Annotated in this window: 20 protein-coding genes; 10 read left to right on the forward strand and 10 right to left on the reverse strand. The window is 66.3% G+C overall.

Features of this window, described 5'->3' with window-relative positions:
* Nucleotides 1-318: 318 nt before the first annotated feature.
* The 3 genes from F5544_RS42085 to F5544_RS42095 are packed head-to-tail and all read right to left on the reverse strand — an operon-like array spanning nucleotide 319 to nucleotide 3,357.
* Nucleotides 319-1,224 (reverse strand): carbohydrate ABC transporter permease, encoded by a 906-nt coding sequence (locus F5544_RS42085; protein WP_167478289.1) that lies wholly within the window; start codon nucleotides 1,222-1,224, stop codon nucleotides 319-321.
* Nucleotides 1,221-2,120 (reverse strand): carbohydrate ABC transporter permease, encoded by a 900-nt coding sequence (locus F5544_RS42090; RefSeq protein ID WP_167478290.1) that lies wholly within the window; start codon nucleotides 2,118-2,120, stop codon nucleotides 1,221-1,223. The genes F5544_RS42085 and F5544_RS42090 overlap by 4 nt, the downstream gene beginning before the upstream one ends.
* Nucleotides 2,107-3,357 carry an extracellular solute-binding protein gene (locus F5544_RS42095; protein ID WP_238846940.1) on the reverse strand — a complete coding sequence of 417 codons (1,251 nt, stop codon included), beginning with the start codon at nucleotides 3,355-3,357 and terminating at the stop codon, nucleotides 2,107-2,109. The genes F5544_RS42090 and F5544_RS42095 overlap by 14 nt, the downstream gene beginning before the upstream one ends.
* A 156-nt stretch (nucleotides 3,358-3,513) precedes the next feature.
* Between F5544_RS42095 and F5544_RS42100 the strand changes: the two genes are divergently transcribed.
* From F5544_RS42100 to F5544_RS42120, 5 genes are all read left to right on the forward strand, one after another.
* Nucleotides 3,514-4,428 (forward strand): SIS domain-containing protein, encoded by a 915-nt coding sequence (locus F5544_RS42100; RefSeq protein ID WP_238846941.1) that lies wholly within the window; start codon nucleotides 3,514-3,516, stop codon nucleotides 4,426-4,428.
* A gap of 74 nt (nucleotides 4,429-4,502) precedes the next feature.
* Complete coding sequence (locus tag F5544_RS42105) at nucleotides 4,503-5,447, forward strand: ROK family protein (protein WP_167478291.1); 945 nt, start codon at nucleotides 4,503-4,505, stop codon at nucleotides 5,445-5,447.
* Between the two features lie 166 nt (nucleotides 5,448-5,613).
* Nucleotides 5,614-6,813: an N-acetylglucosamine-6-phosphate deacetylase gene (locus F5544_RS42110; RefSeq protein WP_238846942.1), complete on the forward strand. Its 1,200-nt coding sequence runs from the start codon at nucleotides 5,614-5,616 to the stop codon at nucleotides 6,811-6,813.
* Nucleotides 6,810-7,757: a 1-phosphofructokinase gene (locus F5544_RS42115; protein ID WP_167478292.1), complete on the forward strand. Its 948-nt coding sequence runs from the start codon at nucleotides 6,810-6,812 to the stop codon at nucleotides 7,755-7,757. Before F5544_RS42110 ends, F5544_RS42115 begins: the two co-directional genes overlap by 4 nt.
* A 19-nt stretch (nucleotides 7,758-7,776) precedes the next feature.
* Nucleotides 7,777-8,604 (forward strand): class II fructose-bisphosphate aldolase, encoded by an 828-nt coding sequence (locus F5544_RS42120; protein ID WP_167478293.1) that lies wholly within the window; start codon nucleotides 7,777-7,779, stop codon nucleotides 8,602-8,604.
* Nucleotides 8,605-8,945: 341 nt separating this feature from the next.
* Here the strand turns inward: F5544_RS42120 and F5544_RS42125 are convergent, their stop codons facing one another.
* Nucleotides 8,946-9,764: a Scr1 family TA system antitoxin-like transcriptional regulator gene (locus F5544_RS42125; protein WP_238846943.1), complete on the reverse strand. Its 819-nt coding sequence runs from the start codon at nucleotides 9,762-9,764 to the stop codon at nucleotides 8,946-8,948.
* A gap of 235 nt (nucleotides 9,765-9,999) precedes the next feature.
* On the opposite strand from F5544_RS42125, the gene F5544_RS42130 reads away from it, so the two are divergent.
* The 3 genes from F5544_RS42130 to F5544_RS42140 all read left to right on the forward strand — a co-directional run bounded on the left by F5544_RS42130 (nucleotide 10,000) and on the right by F5544_RS42140 (nucleotide 11,937).
* On the forward strand, nucleotides 10,000-10,302 hold the full coding sequence (locus F5544_RS42130; protein ID WP_167478295.1) for a hypothetical protein: 303 nt from the start codon (nucleotides 10,000-10,002) through the stop codon (nucleotides 10,300-10,302).
* Between the two features lie 269 nt (nucleotides 10,303-10,571).
* Nucleotides 10,572-11,003, forward strand: a complete 432-nt coding sequence (locus F5544_RS42135; RefSeq protein WP_167478296.1) for a DUF4254 domain-containing protein — start codon at nucleotides 10,572-10,574, stop codon at nucleotides 11,001-11,003.
* 184 nt (nucleotides 11,004-11,187) lie between these two features.
* Entirely contained in the window at nucleotides 11,188-11,937 is a 750-nt protein-coding gene (locus F5544_RS42140) for a hypothetical protein (RefSeq protein WP_167478297.1), read from the forward strand.
* On the opposite strand, the gene F5544_RS42145 is transcribed toward F5544_RS42140, so the two are convergent.
* The 6 genes from F5544_RS42145 to F5544_RS42170 form a co-directional block, all read right to left on the reverse strand.
* Nucleotides 11,927-12,211, reverse strand: a complete 285-nt coding sequence (locus tag F5544_RS42145; protein WP_167478298.1) for a DUF3349 domain-containing protein — start codon at nucleotides 12,209-12,211, stop codon at nucleotides 11,927-11,929. The two genes, F5544_RS42140 and F5544_RS42145, sit on opposite strands and share 11 nt — an antisense overlap.
* A gap of 13 nt (nucleotides 12,212-12,224) precedes the next feature.
* Nucleotides 12,225-12,560 carry a DUF3349 domain-containing protein gene (locus tag F5544_RS42150; RefSeq protein WP_167478299.1) on the reverse strand — a complete coding sequence of 112 codons (336 nt, stop codon included), beginning with the start codon at nucleotides 12,558-12,560 and terminating at the stop codon, nucleotides 12,225-12,227.
* 4 nt (nucleotides 12,561-12,564) lie between these two features.
* On the reverse strand, nucleotides 12,565-12,840 hold the full coding sequence (locus F5544_RS42155; RefSeq protein WP_174867520.1) for a hypothetical protein: 276 nt from the start codon (nucleotides 12,838-12,840) through the stop codon (nucleotides 12,565-12,567).
* Between the two features lie 8 nt (nucleotides 12,841-12,848).
* Nucleotides 12,849-14,024, reverse strand: a complete 1,176-nt coding sequence (locus F5544_RS42160; protein ID WP_167478300.1) for an inorganic phosphate transporter — start codon at nucleotides 14,022-14,024, stop codon at nucleotides 12,849-12,851.
* A gap of 89 nt (nucleotides 14,025-14,113) precedes the next feature.
* Entirely contained in the window at nucleotides 14,114-15,376 is a 1,263-nt protein-coding gene (locus F5544_RS42165; protein WP_238846944.1) for a lipase family protein, read from the reverse strand.
* 99 nt (nucleotides 15,377-15,475) lie between these two features.
* Nucleotides 15,476-17,020, reverse strand: a complete 1,545-nt coding sequence (locus tag F5544_RS42170) for an ATP-dependent DNA ligase (RefSeq protein WP_167478301.1) — start codon at nucleotides 17,018-17,020, stop codon at nucleotides 15,476-15,478.
* A gap of 94 nt (nucleotides 17,021-17,114) precedes the next feature.
* Here F5544_RS42170 and ramB point away from each other — a divergent pair, with 94 nt between their 5' ends.
* Both ramB and F5544_RS42180 read left to right on the forward strand, forming a co-directional pair.
* Nucleotides 17,115-18,521: an acetate metabolism transcriptional regulator RamB gene (ramB, locus tag F5544_RS42175; RefSeq protein ID WP_167478302.1), complete on the forward strand. Its 1,407-nt coding sequence runs from the start codon at nucleotides 17,115-17,117 to the stop codon at nucleotides 18,519-18,521.
* Nucleotides 18,522-18,795: 274 nt separating this feature from the next.
* Complete coding sequence (locus tag F5544_RS42180) at nucleotides 18,796-19,437, forward strand: hypothetical protein (RefSeq protein ID WP_167478303.1); 642 nt, start codon at nucleotides 18,796-18,798, stop codon at nucleotides 19,435-19,437.
* Nucleotides 19,438-19,443: the final 6 nt, after the last annotated feature.

Here is a 19,443-nt window from a genome sequence, read left to right on the forward strand (position 1 = left end):
TACCTCTCCGCACCAAACGCCCGCGGCGACCGGGTCAACGAAATCACCTGTGCGAGTTGCCATTCGGCTATCGCGCGCACCGGTCCGCCGATGCCCGGCCCACGGCAGCCGATCGATCCGTCACCAATGACGGGACACCTGAAAATCGATCCGGAATTCGGGCGCCGGGAACGTCCGAAATTCGGGCACCCCGCTGACGAATGCCCCAACACACCGCCGACATAAGCGTCGGAACATACCGCGGGCAACCGACGGGCGGCACACGGTTCCGGCAAACCGAGAGCGGACTCTCCATGGTGTGCCGCGCGCCGGTCGGCTCTACTTCACACTTCCCGCGGTCAGGCCCGCCACCAGGCGCTTCTCGATCAGCGCGAACAGGATGACGACCGGAACGATGCCGACGGTGGAAATGGCGAAAACGTATTGCCACGAGGTGTCGTATTGCCCGATGAACTTGGTCAGCGCCACCGAGAGCGGCTGATTCTCCGGCGTGGTCAGCACCACCAGGCTGGCGGCGAATTCGTTCCAGCACGACACCGCGACGAAGATCGTCGCCGTCACGATGCCCGGCCAGACCAGCGGCAGGCTGACCCTGGTCAGGATCTGGAACCGGTTGAGACCGTCGAGCTGGGCCGCCTCCTCGATCTCCACCGGAACACCGGCGAAGAAACTGTGCATGATCCAGACCGCGAACGACAGGTTGAACGCCGCGTTGACCAGGATCATGGCCAGCCAGGTGTCGTTGATGCCGAGGGTGAAGAATTCCCGGATCAGACCGGTGACCAACACGGTCGGCTGCAACATCTGGGTGACGAGCACCAGCCCGAGGAAGATCGCCTTACCCGGAAAACGGTGGCGCGCGGTGTGATACGCGGCCGGAATGGCCACGAGCAGCACCAGCACGGTGGCGCACACCGAAATGATGATGGTGCTCGCCAGATTGAACGGCAGCGGCGTCTCCGGCGTATTCCACATGGTGGAGTAGTTGTCCGGATGCCACTTCTCCGGCAGATAAGTCGGTGGGATGCGCAGGATTTCGGCGCGGCTCTTCAGCGAGCCGAGCAGCATCACCAGATAGGGCGCGAGGAAGATCAGTGCGATCACCGCACCGACCGCGCTGAGCTCCCAGCGCCTGCGCCTGGTTCGGCCACCGCGCCGTTCCAGCGTGTGTTCCGGTGGGACGGTTACGGTTTCGATCCGCGCCAAATCGGTCTGGGTAGTCATGCGTCAACCTGCTGCGTCGGTTTGATGAGCTTCACGTATATCGCGATGATCACGATGATCAGCACGAAGTTGAACACGCTCATCGCGGCGGCGGTGTCGACGTGCTGGTTCTGCCGAATCAGCTTGAACGTCAACGTCGTTGTGGTGTCGGCCTGGAATCCGGCGATGCTGCCGGTGATCACCTGCAGGATCGGCAGCGAGTTGAAACAGTTGATGATGTTGATGATGGTCGCCACCGCGAGGGCCGAACGCAGTTGCGGCAGCGTCAGATACCGGTAGCGCTGCCACGCGCCCGCGCCGTCGATCCGGCCGGCCTCCTCGATCTCGGCCGGAATCGATTGCAGCCCAGCCAGAATCGTGTAGGTGGTGAACGGAATGGAGACGAAGACGGCCACCACGATCGCGACGATGAACGCCTGGGTCGGCTGTTTGGTGAACCCGTAACCGCGGTCCAGCAACCCGATATCGACCAGCAGCCGGTTGAAGATGCCGTAATCCGGATTGAGCAGGTAGTAAAAGACCGTCGTCGTCATCACCACCGAGGCCGCCCACGGAATCAGGACCGCCATCCGCACCGCGGTGCGGCCCGGAAAATCCTTGTTCAGGAACTGGGCGAGCCCGGCCGAGATGAGCAGGGTGATCCCGACGACCGCGACCACCCAGACCACCGTGTGCAGCAGCACCGTGCCCAGCTCCGAAATACCGAACAGGGCACGGTAATTCGCCAAACCGGCGGCCCCGCGATCCTGTCCGTACGCGCTGAGCTTGCGGGTGCTGGTCCACACCATGTAGAGCGCGGGGAAGGCGACGATGGCCGCGATCAGGACCAGCGATGGTCCGATCCACGGCATCGCCGCCAGCGTGCCCTTACCGCGTCGCACGTTACTTAGCGGCATCCGAAACCCGCTGTAGGACCTGCGCCGGGTCCTGTCCCTGTCCGATGGTCCCCATCTGCTGCCGGATCGCGCCCTGCGCCTTGGCCCAGTTCGGGTTGTTGCTCGGGTAGAACTTGGCCACCGGGAGCGTCGCGGCGAATGCCTTGGTCACCGGGTCGTCGGCGAGTTTGGCCGCGGCCGACTTGGTGATCGGGATGAAGCCCTCGTGCTGCACGAAGTTGGCGTAGGTATTGGCCTGATAGAAGAAGGTCAGGAACTTCTTGATGCTGTCGGTCTTCTTGCCGTCCTTCTTGAACGCCATCAGATGGTCGGCGACGCCGAGGGTGACCGGGGTGCCACTCTTGGTGGGCGACGGCGCGGTCGCGTATTGCAGACTCGGGTTCTTGTCCTTGATCTGGCCGATGGTCGGCGGCAGACCCTCGATCATGCCGATCTTGCCCTGGATGAAGGCGTTGATCACGTCCTTGCGGTCGGTCGCGCCCGGATTCGGTTCCGTCGAACCGGAATCGATCATCGCCCGCATCGCCTGCACACCCTCGAGGTTCTGCGGGGTGTTGATGGCGAGCTTGTCGCCGTCGGACCAGTTGCCGCCCGCGCCGAAGGTCCAGATGGAGGTCTCGCCCTGCGCCTCCTCGCTGCCGAGCGGCAGGCCGTAGCCGGATACGCCGCCGCCGAGCGCCTGGATCTTCTTGGCGTCGTCGGTCAGCTCGGCCCAGGTCTTGGGCGGCGCGGCGATATTCGCCTTGGCGAACAGGTCCTTGTTGTAGAACAGCGTCCGGGTGGAGGCGAACAGGGGCAGCGCCCACTGGGTGCCGTTGATCGAAGCGTTCTGTTTGAAGGCCGGTTCGATATCGGCGAGCACCTGATCGGAGACGATATCCGAGGCCGGGTACAGCTGGCCGTCGGCGGCGAAGGTGGAATACGCGTCGATATTCAGGATGTCCGGGGTTGTCGACTTGGACTGAAGTTTGGTCCGCACCACGTCGTTGATCGAGTTCCAGGACTCCATCTGCAAATTGACGTCGATGCCCGGATTCGCCTTCTTGAAGTCCGCGATGATGCCGTCCCACAGCGCTTTGGTGCCGGTCGGACCGTCGCTGTAGACGGGGGCGAGGAAGTTGATCGTCGTGTCGGAGTCGTCGGAACTCTTCGACCCGAACCCACACGACGATGTCGCCAGCACAACGCTTGCGGCTATCGCGACCCCGGCCACTATGCCGTGGAGTGGTCTTTTCACGAGCAGAACCTTTCAAAAAGTGCGCACCCACACCATCGGACCGATGATGATGGAACGAACGATCGTTTGACCAACAATCTAGACCCAATAGTGATCGAGTGTGACTGTTTCGCTCAGATATTTGACATGAACGATCACCGGGCGGATTCTGTTCGTGTGCCGATCTCCGCTCATTCCACCCCCGTGACCCACCTCGCCACCGAGGTCGCCACCCAGCCGGAAGACTGGGTCCGCGCCGCGACGATCGCCGCCGACCACAAGGCCGTGCTGCCCCAAGAGGGCGAGCGCGTCGCCGTAATCGGCTGTGGCACTTCCCTGTTCATGTCCCGCGCGATCTCCGCGCTGCGCGAGGAGGCGGGCCACGGCCTGACCGACGCGTGGCCGGCCAGCCAGGTGCGCTTCGGTCGCGAATACGACCGCTACCTGGTGATCTGCCGCTCCGGCACGACCACCGAGGTGGTCAATGCCATGCGACAGATTCCGGCGGATATTCCGCGCACCGTCATCTGCAGCAGCCCGGGCACCCCGGTGCTCGACCTGGGCGATCCCATCCTCATCGATGAGGTCGATGAAAAGTCGGTGGTACAAACGCGTTTCGCCACCACCGCGCTGGCCATCCTGCGCTGGCACCTCGGCGAGGACCTGAACCCGGTGGTCGCCCAGGCGCGCGCCGTACTCGCCGAGGATCCGGCCGAATCGCTCGCCGCGGTGCGCAAGGCCGAGCAGATCAGCTTTGTCGGAATGGGTTTCGCCGCCGCCATCGCCGATGAGGCCGGCCTCAAACTGCGCGAATCCTGCCAGTCCTGGACCGAGAGCTATCCGGCCACCGAATGGCGGCACGGCCCGATCAGCATCGCGACGCCCGGGCGCGCGGTGTGGGCATTCGGGCCGCTGGAGCCGAACTTCGAGGCCGATGTCGCGGCCACCGGGGCCCACCTGGAATACCGCGATATCGATCCGATGGCCGATCTCGTTCGAGTGCAACAGCTCTGCATCCTGCGGGCGGCCGATCTCGGCCTCGACCCCGACCACCCGCGCAGCCTGGCCCGCTCGATCATCCTGGACCAGTGAGACAGGGGCACACGGTGACCGGCGCGACCTCGAAGCCGACGACATCAGCGCGGCCGGGAACTACTGTGCCCGAAATGGGAGCTGCGGAATTCACTGGGGATCTTTCCCCAGACGCGTTGGTGCTCGGCATCGACGTCGGCGGAACGACGATGAAGGGCGAGATCACCGATGCGGCGGGCCTCGTCTACGCGGCGGGCGTGCTCGAAACACCTAAGGGCGAGGCCGCTTTCGACACCATGGTGGCGCTCGGCGACCAGTTGCTCGCCGACTTGACCGACGCGCAGCGCGATCTCGTCGCCCGCGGCGCGGTGATCGTGCCCGGCATCGTCGATATCGCGCGCGATATGGCGGTGTTCAGCAGCAATATCGGCTGGCGCGATGTGGTGATCGGCGACCGGTTCAGCGAGCCATGGGGTATGCCGGTGCTTTTCGAGCACGACGTCACCGTCGCGGGTTGGGCCGAATGGCGTTTCGGCGCGGGCCAGGGCGTCGACGATGTGTGCGTGCTGATGCTCGGCACCGGGATCAGCGGCACCCTCTCCGTCGGCGGGCGGCTGGTGCGCAGCGGATACGGGCAGGTCGGCGAGTACGGGCACATCCCGGTGCGCTACCCGAACGGATTGCGTTGCGCCTGCGGCAATATCGGCTGCGTGGAAACCGTGGCGTCCGGCGCGTCGGTCGCGCGGGCCTACGCCGCCCGGACCGGTCGCGAAACCCGGGGCGCCGCCGAGGTTTTCGCCCTGCTGGACACCGACCCCGATGCCAAGGCGGTGATCGCCGACGCGGTCGACGCGCTGGCCGACGGGCTGATCGGGGTGGTGCACGCGGTCTGCCCGCGGCTGGTGGTGCTCGGCGGCGGCCTCGCGGGCGCGGGCGCCGCGCTGACCGAACCACTGCACCAAGCGATTTCCGAACGCCTGCGCCTGGTACCGGCACCCGAAGTGGTCGTCGGCCGATTCGGTGCGCGCGCAGGACTCATCGGTGCCGCCCGTTTCGCCCGCTATGGAGATCTCCTATGAGCCACCGTGGATCTCGGTTCCATCAGCCCCACCCGCACCGCCGGAAGACGCTCACCCGCCCGGTCCCGCACCGGCTGGCGATCGCCGGCCTGCGCCCGCACGACAACGAAGAGCGCTCGCGCGGAGACGATTTCGAGCCGGAGCAGAAAGGGGAGCTGTCGGGCGAGTGCCTGCGGTGCGGCAGGTCCGGCGTCTGGTGGTGCCCGTGGGCGCGCTGAATCCGGACGCGGTCCGCGGCCGGATCGTCGCGGCGGGCGCCGAGATGTACGACGGCGTGGTCTCCATACTCGACGACCGGATCGCCGACGTCATACCGTTCGCGGAATGGGTTGCGGCCCATCCTGATTCACAGACTCCCGAATTCCAGGGCACGATACTGCCCGGACTGGTCGACATCCACAACCACGGTGGCTACGGCAACCGGTTCGATACCGTCGACCCCGACGAGGCACGCCGCGCCGCCGAATTCCATCACAGACGCGGCACGACGACGCTGCTGGCCAGCGTGGTCACCGCACCGGGTGACGAGATGGTCGCGCAGGTCGCGATGCTGCGCGGTTTAGCGGAGGACGGGACCATCGGCGGGATACACGCCGAAGGGCCGTTTCTGGCCGAGGCCCGGTGCGGCGCACAGGATCCGCGTTACCTGTGCGATCCCGATCCCGAGCTCACCGAACGGCTGCTCACCGCCGCGGGCGGACAGCTGCGGGTGATGACGCTCGCACCCGAGCGGGTCGGATACGACAAAGTGGCACAACGACTTTCGGACAGCGGCGTGGTGGTTTCGCTCGGCCACAGCGATACCGAATTCCCGCGGTTCCGCGCCGCGTTGCGGCCGAACGGATTCGGCAGCCTCGTCACCCATCTGGCCAACGGGATGCCGCCCCTGCACCACCGCAGGCCGGGGCCGGTCGCGGCCGGATTGGTCGCCGCGGGCGACGGCGACGCGATCGTCGAACTGATCGGCGACGGCGTCCACATCGACTCCGGCTTCGGCGAACTGGTCTTCGCGACCGCGCCGGGGCGGGTCGCGCTGATCACCGACGCCATGCAGGCGGCGGGCATGCCGGACGGGGAATACGTGCTCGGACCACAGCAGGTGACGGTGACCGACGGCGTCGCCCGCATCGCCAACGGTTCGATCGCGGGCGGCACCAGCACCCTGCTCGATGGCGTGCGCTGGGCCGCCCTGGAATGCGGTGTGCCGCTGCGGGATGCGGTGTGCGCGGCCAGTTCCGTTCCGGCACAGGCGATCGGGCTCACCGGCGTCGGTGACCTGCGGACCGGTCTGTTTGCCGATCTTATTGTCGTAGATCGCGATCTCCGCTTGCGCCGGGTGCTCAGGCGAGGAGAGTGGTTGTCGTGATCCTCACCGTGACAATGAATCCCGCCTACGATATGACCTACCGGGTCGAACGATTCGAGCGCGGACAGGCGCACCGGGTCAGATCGGTCGAGCAGCGCATCGGCGGCAAGGGCATCAACGTCACCAGGGTGCTGAATCAACTCGGAAAATACGCGCGCGCAACCGGTTTCAGCGACCATGCGTTCGCCGCGGCGGCCGAGCTGGAAATGCCGGTGGATTTCGTGCACGCGCTGCCCTGGGTGCGCCGCACGGTGGTGATCAGCGAATCGGTGGACGGTACCGCGACCGCGCTGTGGGAGCCGGGCGCCAGGATCACCAATCCCCATGCCGCCGAGCAGCTCGCGGTCCGGGTCACCGGAATGCTGCCCGATATCAACGGATTGGTCATCTCCGGATCGTTGCCCGGCGGCATCGATCCCGGGCTGCCCGCGCAGATCGCGCGCTCGGCGCTCGCCGCGGACATCCCGACCATCTGCGATGTCGACGGTGAGGCGCTGCGTCTGGCCGCCAGGGTGCCCGGCATCGTCCTGATGCCGAATACCGATGAGCTGCAACGGCTCACGGGCGCCTCGCCGCGCACTGCCGACGAGGTGGCCGCCGCGGCGCAGCCGCTCATCGAGCGCGGCGTGCGCGCGGTGATCGCCACCAGGGGCGCCGAGGGTATGGTCGCGGTCACCTCCGAGGGCGCGTGGACCGCGACGCTGCCCGAGCCGATTTCCGGAAATCCAACCGGCGCGGGCGATTCCGCGACCGCAGCGGTGATGGCGCTGCTCTCGGAAACCGCGATACCGGATTGGCCCGCCATTCTGACCGACGCGGTCGCGACCTCCGCCTCGGCCGTCGTGGTCCCGGTGGCGGGCGAGATCGACCGCTGTCTGCGCGACCGCCTGCTCCCGACCGTCGTGGTGGCGGAACTGGCCTGCGCCAAGGAGACCGCGAAATGACACCCGAGGAGAACACCCTATGCCGTTGACGCCCGTGCCCGAACTGATCGCCGCCGCCCGCCCCGGCGGCCTCGGCGCCTTCAACGTGATAACGCTGGAGCACGCCGAGGCCATCGCGACCGCCGCCGAGGATGCGAAAAGGCCGGTGGTGCTTCAGCTTTCGGAGAACACGGTGCGTTACCACGGCGGCATCGCGCCGCTGGCCCTCGCCTGCCTGCGCATTGCGGCCGACTCCCCCGCGGCCGTCGCGGTACACCTCGACCACGCCACCGATCCCGAATTGGTGCGCACCGCGGTCGATCTCGGCATTCGCTCGGTGATGTTCGACGGTTCGACCCTCGACTACGCCGCCAATGTCGCCGCCACCGCCGAAATCACCCGCTGGTGCCACGATCGCGGCGTCTTCGTCGAGGCCGAGCTCGGCGAGGTCGGCGGCAAGGACGGTGCGCATGCCCCCGGCGTCCGCACCGACCCCGACGAGGCCGTCGAATTCGTCGCGAGCACCGGGGTCGACGCACTCGCCGTCGCCGTCGGCTCATCACATGCCATGCACACCCGCACCGCCGAACTCGACAACGAGCTCATCGCCCGGCTCGCGGCCAAGGTCCCCGTCCCGCTGGTGCTGCACGGTTCGTCCGGCGTCCCGGACCCCGGCCTGCGCGCCGCCGTCGAATACGGCATGACAAAAGTCAACATAGCCACCGCGTTGAACGTCCGCTGGACTCGGACGATCCGCGAGATCCTGGACGGTTCGCCCGATCTCTCCGATCCCCGCAAATACCTGAACCCCGCCCGCGCAGCCATCCATTCGGAGGTGACGCATTTCCTCGCGCTACTCGCGCTGTAGTTGCGATTTGAAGCAAATATAGGTCCGACCGGCGGCGCTGGTTGCAGGGGATGGCGCCGCCGGTCGGCTGGGGAGGGATGGCTGGGAGCATCCACTCGTTTGTCGTCGAGCGGGAGGGCTGGCCGGCGGCGCCGGCTAGGTGACGCCGCCGGTCGGCAGGGAAGGATGGACGCGGGCAGTGCGTTCACCCCGACTCGATCTCGACAGCTTCTATGCTCCGCCCGCGAACTCGAGGATGCAGCGAATCGAGCTGTGAGTCAGCTGGGAATCTTGCTCGGTCGCGTAACGGTCGGACGATTCGGGCAACCCCCCGGCGAATACGACGACCCGAGTCGGCGCGTCTACCGCCCGCTCAGTCGGCGCTCGATCAGCGCGAGCGAATCCGCCTGCGGCAGCGCGTGGTCCGCGAGTGCGATCGCGAACATGGTGTCGACGTTGTGCACCGGCTCCGCATCCTCGACCACACCCAGATGCAGCAGCGTTTCGGTCCAGGCGATATCGGGCAGCACGGCGCTGTCGAATCCGAGCAGATGAAATGTCGCACCGCCCAGCAGCGTCCCACCGGGCGCCTCGAACGGGATCACCCGGATATCGACGGCCGGATGCCGCTCCACCACCGAAAGCAGATGGCGCAACTGACCTTCCATCACCTCGGTGCCGCCGGTTTGCTGAGCCAGCGCCGCCTCGCCGATGATCGCGGTCAGCCGCAGCGGATCGTCGCCGGACAGCCGATGCTGTCTGCGCATCCGCACCTGGACCCAACTATCGATTTCGACCTTGCGGACGCGAGCGATGTCGTTGTCTATCACCGCTCGGGCATAGTCCGCGGTCTGCAGCAGCCCGGGCACCAGCACGCTCGAATAGGTTCGGATGCTGTCCGCGCCGTATTCCAGACCGTACAGCCGGGCGATCTCGACCGAAAGCAGCCCACCGTAGGCCGACCACCAACCGCGCTGCTTGGCGGCCTCCCGCAGCCGCAGCATCTCCGCTTGTTCGGCGGGGTCGAACTCGAGCAGTTCCATCAGCCGCTTGAGTTTGTCCGCGGCGAGGATCCGTTCCTTCTCCACTTTGGACCAATAGGAGAGGGTGAATCCGAGCTCCTTGGCAATTATGCCGGGACTGACGTCGAACTCGTTGCGGCGACGCCTGATTCGCAGCATAAGCTCCCAACGAGCGACCGTTGGCGAGAGTGGTGCCATCGTCCGATGGATCCTTCCAGCTCTGGCAGTGCGTGGGATGAAACTACTACGCGGCAGGTCGATCCCCGATTTCACCTTGTCGATACGTCAACTTGACGTATCTATCGACCGGAATCTAATCTTCGCGTGTCACACATCACAGGCGGGAGCTCTCTTGCCGGGCCCGCACGGCGGCGGGATGTCCAAGGGGGTTCTCATGTCTGTGCATGTCATCGATCGAGTGTGGATGGTGGGCGACCACACGGCCCATCAGGCGCGCCGGGTCGCCGATGACCGCTGGGTGGTGTCGTACCTGCGGGGCCGGATGCTGTCCACCGAGCAGGCAACGGCCGCGATTCAGGCGGCCGACGCGGCGGCGTGGGTGGAAGACCTGGCTCGCCACATGGGCCTCACCGCGCTGGAGGCAATCGGCCTCGCGGTAACCGAAAGCCCCTGGGAGATAGGGCCACACCGGCGCCGCAAGCGGTTCACCCGCCCACCCGGGCGTCATCGCCGCTGACGGCGGCGCGCTCATCGGGGACGCCTCGAGAGCAAAACCTTTGTGCGATAGAGCAATCCGATCACCTGGATGCAGGGAGGCATCTACAACACATCACCGCACGGAACCGGGCTGCCCCCGATGCCCGGCCACAAGAAACCCCTCGACAAGCGGATAGCGCGATGGCGGGCGAAGCGAACCGTCATCGACCCACATGGGCGATCGATATGCCCCGACCACAAACAGAAATGCTTGTCCAGCAAGGTAATTCGCTTCAGGGGGTTATTCCGATGGAACCTTTGCCAGCCAAGGAACAACTGCTCGCCGCATGCCGGTCGGCGCCGGTGAACGGACATCCCGTGCTCGAATCCGCTTATTTTCTGGCGGGATTACATCGACGCCGCATGGAGGCTCGGCCTGGCGCCGCCGCTGCGATCGACGAGCACCGCGCCAGGCTGGTGCACGCCATCGACCGCTGGGTCGCCAGCGAACTGCCGCTACCGTACGGCGGTGCGCATATGCATACCGAAAGCGTTGGCGCAGTGGTGGATCGGCTCGCCCAATACTCGGTGACCGCGCACCGGATCATCGAAGAAGCGCCCGAGTGGGTAATACACGCGGCGTGGGAGCGCCTCGCCGAACTGGCACTCGGCTACGAGGATCTGGCCTACGAGGTGTCGGCGGGGTTGCGCAGGCTCCCCAGCCATGATCACTACGACTGATCTCGGCACCCGCGGGAACGCCGCGCCGGGCACGCGCGACCGCTCTGCGCGTGTCCGGCCGTGGCGGATTCCCGAAACCCGTTATCTGCCATCATGTTTCCGATTCAGTACCGCGACCCGCCACGACACGCGGACCGCAGGCACCTCCGCCGCATTTCATATCGCATAGCTATAATTCGAACGCATGCGAAGCGCGCGGATCGGATGGGCGGTTGCGGTCGCGGCACTGTGCACGCTGCCATCGATACCGCCGAAAGCGAACGCGGACATAGGCTTTTGCGATGGTGAGGCGCGCACGGCCGCGCTGCGCCAAGACGAGGCGCGGGTGCTCGCCCGGCTCGGCAACCTGACAACGCTGCGCGGTCCGGCGGATCTGGCCGGTTTGGCCGCGCTGGGCTATCCGGTGCCGCCGAATATGCTCACCAGCTTCGTGAATCTCGGTGTCACGATCGCACGCGCGGATTCGTTCATCGGTCAGCAGGTGCGTTCCGGGAATCCGGCGGCACTGTTCTACCGGCCGAATCCGCAGGTTCCGTATGTGAAAGACCCGTACCGGCCCGCATTCCCGTATCAGCTCATCGGCTGGGAGCACGACACCGCGTACACCCCCGCCGCGCTGCCGACCTCACCCGATCTGTGTGTGAGCCAACTGGATTGGTTCGTACACGAACAGGGCGTGCACGCGCTGCCCGACTGGACCTTCACCCCGCAGCCGCCGCCGGAGCACTACCGCGGCGCGTCCAGCGGCGACCCGGTACCGCTGCCGACCTCGGCCTTCGGTCCGACAACCGGTCGATACTGGACCATCCACGTATGGCGCGATCCGGCCGGTGGCCCGCCGACCATCTCGGTGCAGCGCCCATACGACTACATCCCGGGCGTCTCGATCCGGCCGAACGCCACCTTCTTCTATCCGGAGCACCTCACTCGTTGAGCGGCCAAGCCCTGGCCTCCAGCCGGGCCCGCACCCGTGCGACATCCGGCTCGGACGGCATCTCGTTGGTGACCTTGGTGATCAGCACCTGGATATCGGTCTTATCGATCGGATGCTCGCCGGTGGACCACAGTTCCTCGGCGATCTGGCGCACTTCGTCATCGGACAGCCGCCTGCGCAGCAGCGCGAGCAGCGGGACGTAGTCGGATTCCGGGACGCCCTCCGGATAGCCGGCCCGCAGCCAATCGATGATCGCGTTGAGGAAAGGTGGCATAGGCGAACGCTTTTCAGTCGGTTTCGGACAGTGGTGTCGCCAACGGCCAGCCACCGGCGGCCAGATGTGACGCGACGCGAGTGACATCGTCCTCGCCGGGTTGTTCCTTGGCGAAACGGGCGATGGCCTGTTCGATCTCGTCGCGACCTATCGTGCCCTCCTCGCGTCCGTCGGCCAACTCCTCGGCGATCGCGACCACCTCGTAGTCGGTGAGATGCCGGTGCAGCACGGCGAACAGCGCGACATAGTCCGATTGCGGGATGCCCTGCGGATATCCGGCTCGCAGCCAGCCGATCACCCGGCTGAGCACTCGCGGCCGCAGCTGCCCGAACTTCGACTGCTCAGTCACCGCATCACCCCTGTCCGAACATGTGGATACCGAATCGCGCGGCGATGAAGGCCTTCGCGGTGTAGAGGATTCCGGTGACGATCGCCGCGATCACCACGGCGAAGCAGGCGAACGCACCGGCCAGCGCCGGGTAATTGCGCTGCGCCGCACCGCCTTCGGGGACCGCGGCCGTCCACAGCCGCACCCCGAACGCGAAGATGATCGGCAGTCCGGCGCCGAGCACCAACGCGGCGAGCATCACCTTCCACAGCGCGTTCAGATTCGTGATCAGCGTGTGCACAGCGCCTCCTATACCTGCGCCGAATGCTTCGGCTCGGCGACGGATTCGGTGTCGGCCGGCCATTCGTTGACATTGTCACCGCTCACCGGATCCCGCCGCGAACGCAGATAGATCGCCGCCGAAAGCGCGATCAGCAGCGCGAACACCACCAGCACCCCGGGCAGCCCGCCGATGAAGTGGGCCAGCGCCCAGCAGATCGCGCCCGCGATACCGGCCAGCGGCAGGGTGAGCAGCCAGGCGACGGTCATCCGGCCCATCACGCCCCAGCGCACCTCGGCGCCCTTGCCGAGGCCGGTGCCGAGGATGGATCCGGTGGCGGTCTGCGTGGTCGACAGCGGCAGGCCGAAGTGCGCCGAGCTGAGAATGATTGCCGCCGAAGCGGTCTCGGCGGCAAGGCCCTGCGGTGAGTCGATCTCGACCAGACCCTTGCCGAGCGTGCGGATGATGCGCCAGCCGCCGAGGTAGGTGCCGAGTGCGATGGCGAGGGCGCAGGCGGCCATCACCCACAGCGGCATATCGGCGTTCTTGGTGAGGGTGCCGTGCGCGACCAGCGCCAGGAAGATGACGCCCATGGTCTTCTGCGCGTCGTTGGTGCCGTGCGCGAGCGAGACCAGCGCGGCCGAACCGATCTGACCCCAGCGGAAACCCTCGCTCACCTTCTCCGGATCGGAGCGGCGGGTGATCCGGTAGACCGCCCAGGTGCCGATGGCCGAGACCAGCGCGGCGACGATCGGCGCGAGCACGGCGGGCAGAATGATCTTGGTCACCACCCCGTCCGCGCCCTTCGCCCATATCACCCCGCCCCAGCCGAGCGCGGCGATGGTCGCGCCGATCAACCCGCCGAACAGCGCGTGCGACGAACTCGACGGCAGGCCGAACAGCCAGGTGAGCAGGTTCCAGAGAATGCCGCCGACCAGACCGGCGAACACGATGATCAACAGATCGTGTCCGTGGACCGCGTCCAGCCGGACGATGCCCTTGGCAACGGTCGCGGCGACCGCGACGGAGAGGAAGGCGCCCAACAGATTGAGCACCGCGGACAACGCGACGGCCACCTTGGGCGGCAGCGCACCGGTGGCGATGGAGGTCGCCATCGCATTGGCGGTGTCGTGAAAACCGTTGGTGAAATCGAATGCGAGTGCCGTGATGATGACGATCAATAGAACAAGTAGTTCACCGGTCACACCTACAGTGTGCGGTACCGCGTTCATTGATTGCCAAACGGTTGCCCAATGCCGGGCAGACATCGGCATGCTTTAGCATGAACGTCTTCTTACAACCCGAAGCTCGAACAGCCCGTCGGCGCGGGCTTTCCGGCGAAGCGATCCTCGATCCAGCCGGTGGCCCCGGGAATGCCGCTGAGGCCGACCACCGAGTGTTCGCCGAGGTAGACCTCCAAACGCACCTGGGCGCCCTGCCCGCACCAGTCGTGATAGAGGTTGGTCGCGCTGGCCAGCGGGATCCAGAATTCGTTCGCGCCGTGATACAGGAATACCGGCACCGTCGGCGCGCTCGCGCCCAACCGGTTCTCGGCCAGGATCCGCCGCACCATCGGCAGCTCGGTGGGCGCCTTCTGGTCGGTGAACGTCTGCACCGTCAGCGGCGCGACCGCGCCGAGCACGCCCTCCGCGTTGACACACATATCGCGTCCGAGCCGGGCCAGCCGCCAGCCGTTGTCGTTCATCAGCTCGAGCATCTCGGGATACTCTCTGGCCAGGCCGAGGGTCGCGGCCAGGAAGACACCCGATGCGGCGTTCTTGCCGTTCATCGTGGCGAGCAGCAGGCCGAAATCGGCGGGCACGCCGCCGAATGCCGCGCCGACCAGGTGCACGTCGGGCGCGTACTCGGGGGCGAGCTGGGCGGCCCAACCGCTTGCGATGGCGCCGCCCGAATATCCGGTGACCACGACGGGCGCGTCCGGACGCAATCCGAGTTCCGGTGTGCCGATCGCGGCGCGGATGGCGTCGAGCACCGCGTGCCCGGCCATCCGGCCCGCGGCGTACGCCTGCCGAGGACCCTCGTGATCCGGAATCACCACCGCGTATCCCTTGGCCAGGGAGATATTGGTCTCGAACATCTTGTCGGACGAACCCTGCCGCAGCTTGTAGGAGGGCGCGCATTTGTTGCCGAGCGAGTCGATCGCGGCGTTGTACGAAACCAGCGGGCGCGGACCGGATCCCGGCCACGGCGCGACCGGGACGAGCAATGTCGCGACCACCGGCACCGGATTGTCCTTGGCGTCGGTGGACCGCAGCAGCAGCTCGGTCGAGGTCACCGGGACCGTGCCGGATGGTGTTCCACCCGGACGGGATGCGAGAACCGTTCCGGGAGCGAGCTTTTCGAATCCCAGCGGAGGCGAGTAGAAGGGATCGTCCAGCGGCGTCGGCAGGATATCCGCGGGAATCCGTGCGGGATTGAGTAATTCACCGACCGGATCGGCATGTGCACCGGGTGCGAGCAGTGCGGCCGCGATGGCGAGGGCCGCCGTGAAACTCCCGAACATCCGCGCGCCGCGCAGACACCTCACACTCCGCACGCGCCGAAACCCTCCAGAACCGAACCAACCGCCATTGCAGTGTGATCGGAGCGCGGCGGAATATGGAGCCCATATTTACAGTGGCACAGCGGAATTCGCTCAACCAGCGCCCGGCAGCAGCGCACGCACCGCATCGATCGTGTCGACATCGGCCGGATCCTTGTCGGGGCGGTAGCGAACCACCCGGGCGAAGCGCAGCGCGACGCCGCCCGGATAGCGCGGGCTCACCTGCACGCCGTCCAAGGCGATCTCCACGACCAGTTCGGGGCGCAGGTAGACCGCGTATTCGTCACGCGCACGTTCGTGCAGCGGGAATTCCGCTGTCTGCCAACGCAATAGCTCATCGGTGAGGCCCTTGAAGGTTTTGCCGACCATCACCGGCTCACCGGTTTCCGGATCGCGTGCGCCGAGATGCAGATTGGACAGGAAACCGGTGCGGCGGCCGTAACCCCATTCGGCGCCGAGCACCAGCAGGTCGAGCGTATGCGTCGGTTTGATCTTCTGCCAGGAACGGCCGCGGCGGCCCGCCGCGTACGGCGCGGTGAGCGATTTGATCATCACACCCTCGTGTCCGGCGGCCAGCGCACCGTCGAAATATTCGGCGGCGGCCTCGCCATCGGGCCGGACCAGCGCGGGCATGCTGTGCGCGGCGGCGACCTTGGCCAGCGCGATACGGCGCTCGTGCAGTGGCGCGTCCAGCAGATCTTGCCCGTCGAGGTGCAGACAGTCGAAGAAATAGGGGTGCAGCAACAGATCTCGGGTAGTGCTTGCGCCCGGTGGGATGAGGGTCGGGTCCAGCACGGCGAACCGGCTCATCGTCTCCTGGAATGGGCGAGGGCGGCCGGAATCGTTGAGCGCCAACGTCTCTCCGTCCAACACCACGCTGGTGCAGTCCAGTTCCGCGACCAACCGCACCAGCTCCGGCACGCTCGCGGTGATATCGCGCAGCGTCCTGGTGAATACCCATACCTGAGAGTCGTTGCGGTGCACCTGTATTCGCGCGCCGTCCATTTTGAGCTCGACGATCACCTCGGCGAGCTCGGTCAGCGCCTCGTCCAATGATGCGCCGGGCGAGGCCAGCATCGGCTGGATCGGCCTGCCGACCGTCAGCCGGAATTCGGTGAGCGCCGCCGCGCCGCCGCTCATCGCGGCCACCGCGGTGACCGGCAGTTGACCAGAGAGCATGTAGGCCCGGCGCACCAGCTCCAGCGGAACGCCCGCGGCCTGGGCCACCGCCTCGGCCACGATCGCGGTGAGCGCGCCCTGTCGCAGCTCCCCGGTCAGCAGGCGGATGAAGAATCCCTGCTCGGCCTCGGTGGCCGCCCGCCACAATTCGGCGAGCAGCTCCCTGCGGCGGGCCGCCGAACCCGTGCCCGATACGGCGGCCAGCTCGGTGAGCGTCGTGTCGACCGCCGAAACCGTCAGCGTCGCAACGGCGGCCGGTTCCTGTGCCAATCCGGCCACGGTGCGCCAGCCCGTGCCGATCCGGCCCTGCAAGAGCTCGCCGGACACCCAGGCCACCACCGCGGCGAGTTCGCCGGGCGCGGCCGCGCTCAGCAACCCGGCCAGCGCGGCGATCTTCGCCTTGCGTGACCTGGTCGCGCGCACATTCTCCGAGGCTTGCACCACGTCAGCGAACAACACAGCCTCGACGGTAATCCGGCGGTGTGACACATTGCTCGCCTCGCGTGTTAATCGGCCATTGGCATGTATGCGAAGGTCTCCATAAACTGGTCGCATGGCCAAGACATATGTCGGGGCGCGGCTTCGGCAGCTGCGCACCGAACGCGGGCTGAGCCAGGTCTCGCTGGCACAGAAGCTGGAGATCTCGGCCAGTTACCTCAACCAGATCGAACACGATGTGCGCCCGCTCACCGTGCCGGTGCTGTTGCGCATCAGCGAGGTATTCGGCGTCGATGCGACCTTCTTCTCCTCCCAGGACGACACCCGGCTGATCGCCGAACTCCAGGAGGTCGTGATGGATCAGGAGCTCGCCATCGAGGCCGATACCCAGGAGATCGCGGATATGGTCTCGGCCCACCCCAGCCTGGCCCGCGCCATGGTCAATATGCATCGGCGCTACCGCAACACCTCCGCCCAGCTGGCCGCCGCCACCGAGGATCGTTTCGCCGACGGCTCGGGCAGCGCCGCGATCAGCAAACCGCACGAGGAGGTGCGCGACTACTTCTATCAGCGGCAGAACTACATTCACGAATTGGATACCGCCGCAGAGGAATTGACCGCGCGCATCCGTTTCCACGGCGGCGATGTGAGCAGTGAGGTCGCGCGCAGGCTGCGCGCGCACGAGGTGCGCATCGTCGAGCGCATCGATCTCGGCGAGGGCGTCCTGCACCGCTACGACCGGGACACCAGGCAGCTGGAGATCGCACCGCACCTGTCCGGCGGGCAGCGCACCTTCAAACTCGCCGCCGAACTCGCTTATTTCGAATGCGGCGATCTGCTCGAAAAGTTGGTCGAGGAGGGCAATTTCGTCTCCGAGGACACCCGCAAGCTGGCCATGCTCGGGCTCGCCAACTATTTCGCCGCGGCAACAGTGTTGCCCTACACGCATTTTCATGAGGTGGCCGAGGATTTCCGCTACGACATCGAGCGACTCTCGGCCTTCTTCACCCAGAGTTACGAGACCATCTGCCATCGGCTTTCGACACTGCAGCGGCCCAAGTTGCGCGGCGTCCCCTTTTCCTTCGTGCGGGTGGACCGGGCCGGAAATATGTCGAAACGCCAGTCCGCCACCGGATTCCACTTCTCCTCCAGCGGCGGCACCTGCCCGCTGTGGAATGTGTACGAGACCTTCGCCTACCCGGGCAAGATCATGACCCAGATCGCGCAGATGCCCGACGGGCGCAAATATCTGTGGGTCGCCCGCACCGTCGAGCGCCGGGCCATCCGCTACGGCCAGCCGAGCAAGATCTTCGCGATCGGGCTCGGCTGCGAGCTGCGCCACGCGGGTCGCGTCGTCTACGCGGACGGTTTCGACCTGGACGAGGTGCAGCCCACTCTCATCGGTGCGGGCTGCCGAGTCTGCGAACGGACCAATTGTCCACAGCGGGCATTCCCACCGCTGGGGAAAAAGCTGGATATCAGCGAGCACCGCAGTTCGGTCTCGCCGTACGTACTGAAGTGAACATCGACGTGACGGCCGAATTCGCTGTCGCCCATGTCTTCTCACCTATGTGACCGAAATCTCCATCGCGCCGGGCATTCTCGCCGACTGCCGGGTATCCGCGCGGGCAATCGGCTGCCATGACTTCTGGTGCCCACGAAATTGTGGTGCGCGGAGTATATTTCGCCGTGTCGATCCGCCAGCCTAGACTGTCCTGGCTTGCGCGGGACCGAAAACACTTCTGTCTCTTATAGATCCCACGCAGGCGATGATTCGGTCGAACCAGAGGATCACCATGAGAGTCAAGAAGATTGGCGCAGCGGCCATCTTCACCATCGCGGCCATGGGCATCGCGGGAGGCGTCGCGCATGCCGACCCGGCACCGGGCTCGACCGACGCGGTTCCGTATACGGTGCACGGCGCCGAGCACGGCGTCGCCTTCGAGATCTCGCGATCCGCCGACGGAAAGAGCCTGGCCGCCAACCTGTCCGGCGGCACGTTCACGGTGACCGAATCCGCGTTGAACATCACCGATCCGACGGGCGCGGTCGTCGCGAGCGTACCGCTGACCATCGAATTCGAGCAAGGCACCGTCGACCTGCGGCCACAGGTCGACGCGACCGGCACCCATCTCACCGCCGAACCGATCGGCACCTGGCACCAGAGCTCGCCCAAAGAGCGCAGCTCCTGGAGCGGGGCCGCCCTCGGCGGCTTCATCGGCGCCACCCTCGGCATGCTCGGCATCCTGGGTGGCCCGCTCGTCATCGTCACCTTCTTGGGCGGAGCCTTGATCGGCGGCCTCATCGGCTACGGAATCGGCGCGGCCATCCCCAATTCCGATATTCCGGACCGCTGGGACTACATCGAACCGCAGAGGTCCGATCCGCCGTCCATACCGGGCTGCTACCCGCGTAACGCCCTGTACCCCCACTGCTGATGAACG

Source organism: Nocardia arthritidis (genome assembly GCF_011801145.1).
Lineage (GTDB): Bacteria > Actinomycetota > Actinomycetes > Mycobacteriales > Mycobacteriaceae > Nocardia > Nocardia arthritidis_A.

Excerpts from the sequence above, each read along its gene's own strand:
- F5544_RS42085 (WP_167478289.1), bottom strand. The coding sequence starts at position 1,224 with ATGACTACCCAGACCGATTTGGCGCGGATCGAAACCGTAACCGTCCCA.
- F5544_RS42090 (WP_167478290.1), bottom strand. The coding sequence starts at position 2,120 with ATGCCGCTAAGTAACGTGCGACGCGGTAAGGGCACGCTGGCGGCGATG.
- F5544_RS42105 (WP_167478291.1), top strand. The coding sequence starts at position 4,503 with ATGGGAGCTGCGGAATTCACTGGGGATCTTTCCCCAGACGCGTTGGTG.
- F5544_RS42120 (WP_167478293.1), top strand. The coding sequence starts at position 7,777 with ATGCCGTTGACGCCCGTGCCCGAACTGATCGCCGCCGCCCGCCCCGGC.
- F5544_RS42125 (WP_238846943.1), bottom strand. The coding sequence starts at position 9,764 with ATGCTGCGAATCAGGCGTCGCCGCAACGAGTTCGACGTCAGTCCCGGC.
- F5544_RS42130 (WP_167478295.1), top strand. The coding sequence starts at position 10,000 with ATGTCTGTGCATGTCATCGATCGAGTGTGGATGGTGGGCGACCACACG.
- F5544_RS42135 (WP_167478296.1), top strand. The coding sequence starts at position 10,572 with ATGGAACCTTTGCCAGCCAAGGAACAACTGCTCGCCGCATGCCGGTCG.
- F5544_RS42140 (WP_167478297.1), top strand. The coding sequence starts at position 11,188 with ATGCGAAGCGCGCGGATCGGATGGGCGGTTGCGGTCGCGGCACTGTGC.
- F5544_RS42145 (WP_167478298.1), bottom strand. The coding sequence starts at position 12,211 with ATGCCACCTTTCCTCAACGCGATCATCGATTGGCTGCGGGCCGGCTAT.
- ramB (WP_167478302.1), top strand. The coding sequence starts at position 17,115 with ATGGCCAAGACATATGTCGGGGCGCGGCTTCGGCAGCTGCGCACCGAA.
- F5544_RS42180 (WP_167478303.1), top strand. The coding sequence starts at position 18,796 with ATGAGAGTCAAGAAGATTGGCGCAGCGGCCATCTTCACCATCGCGGCC.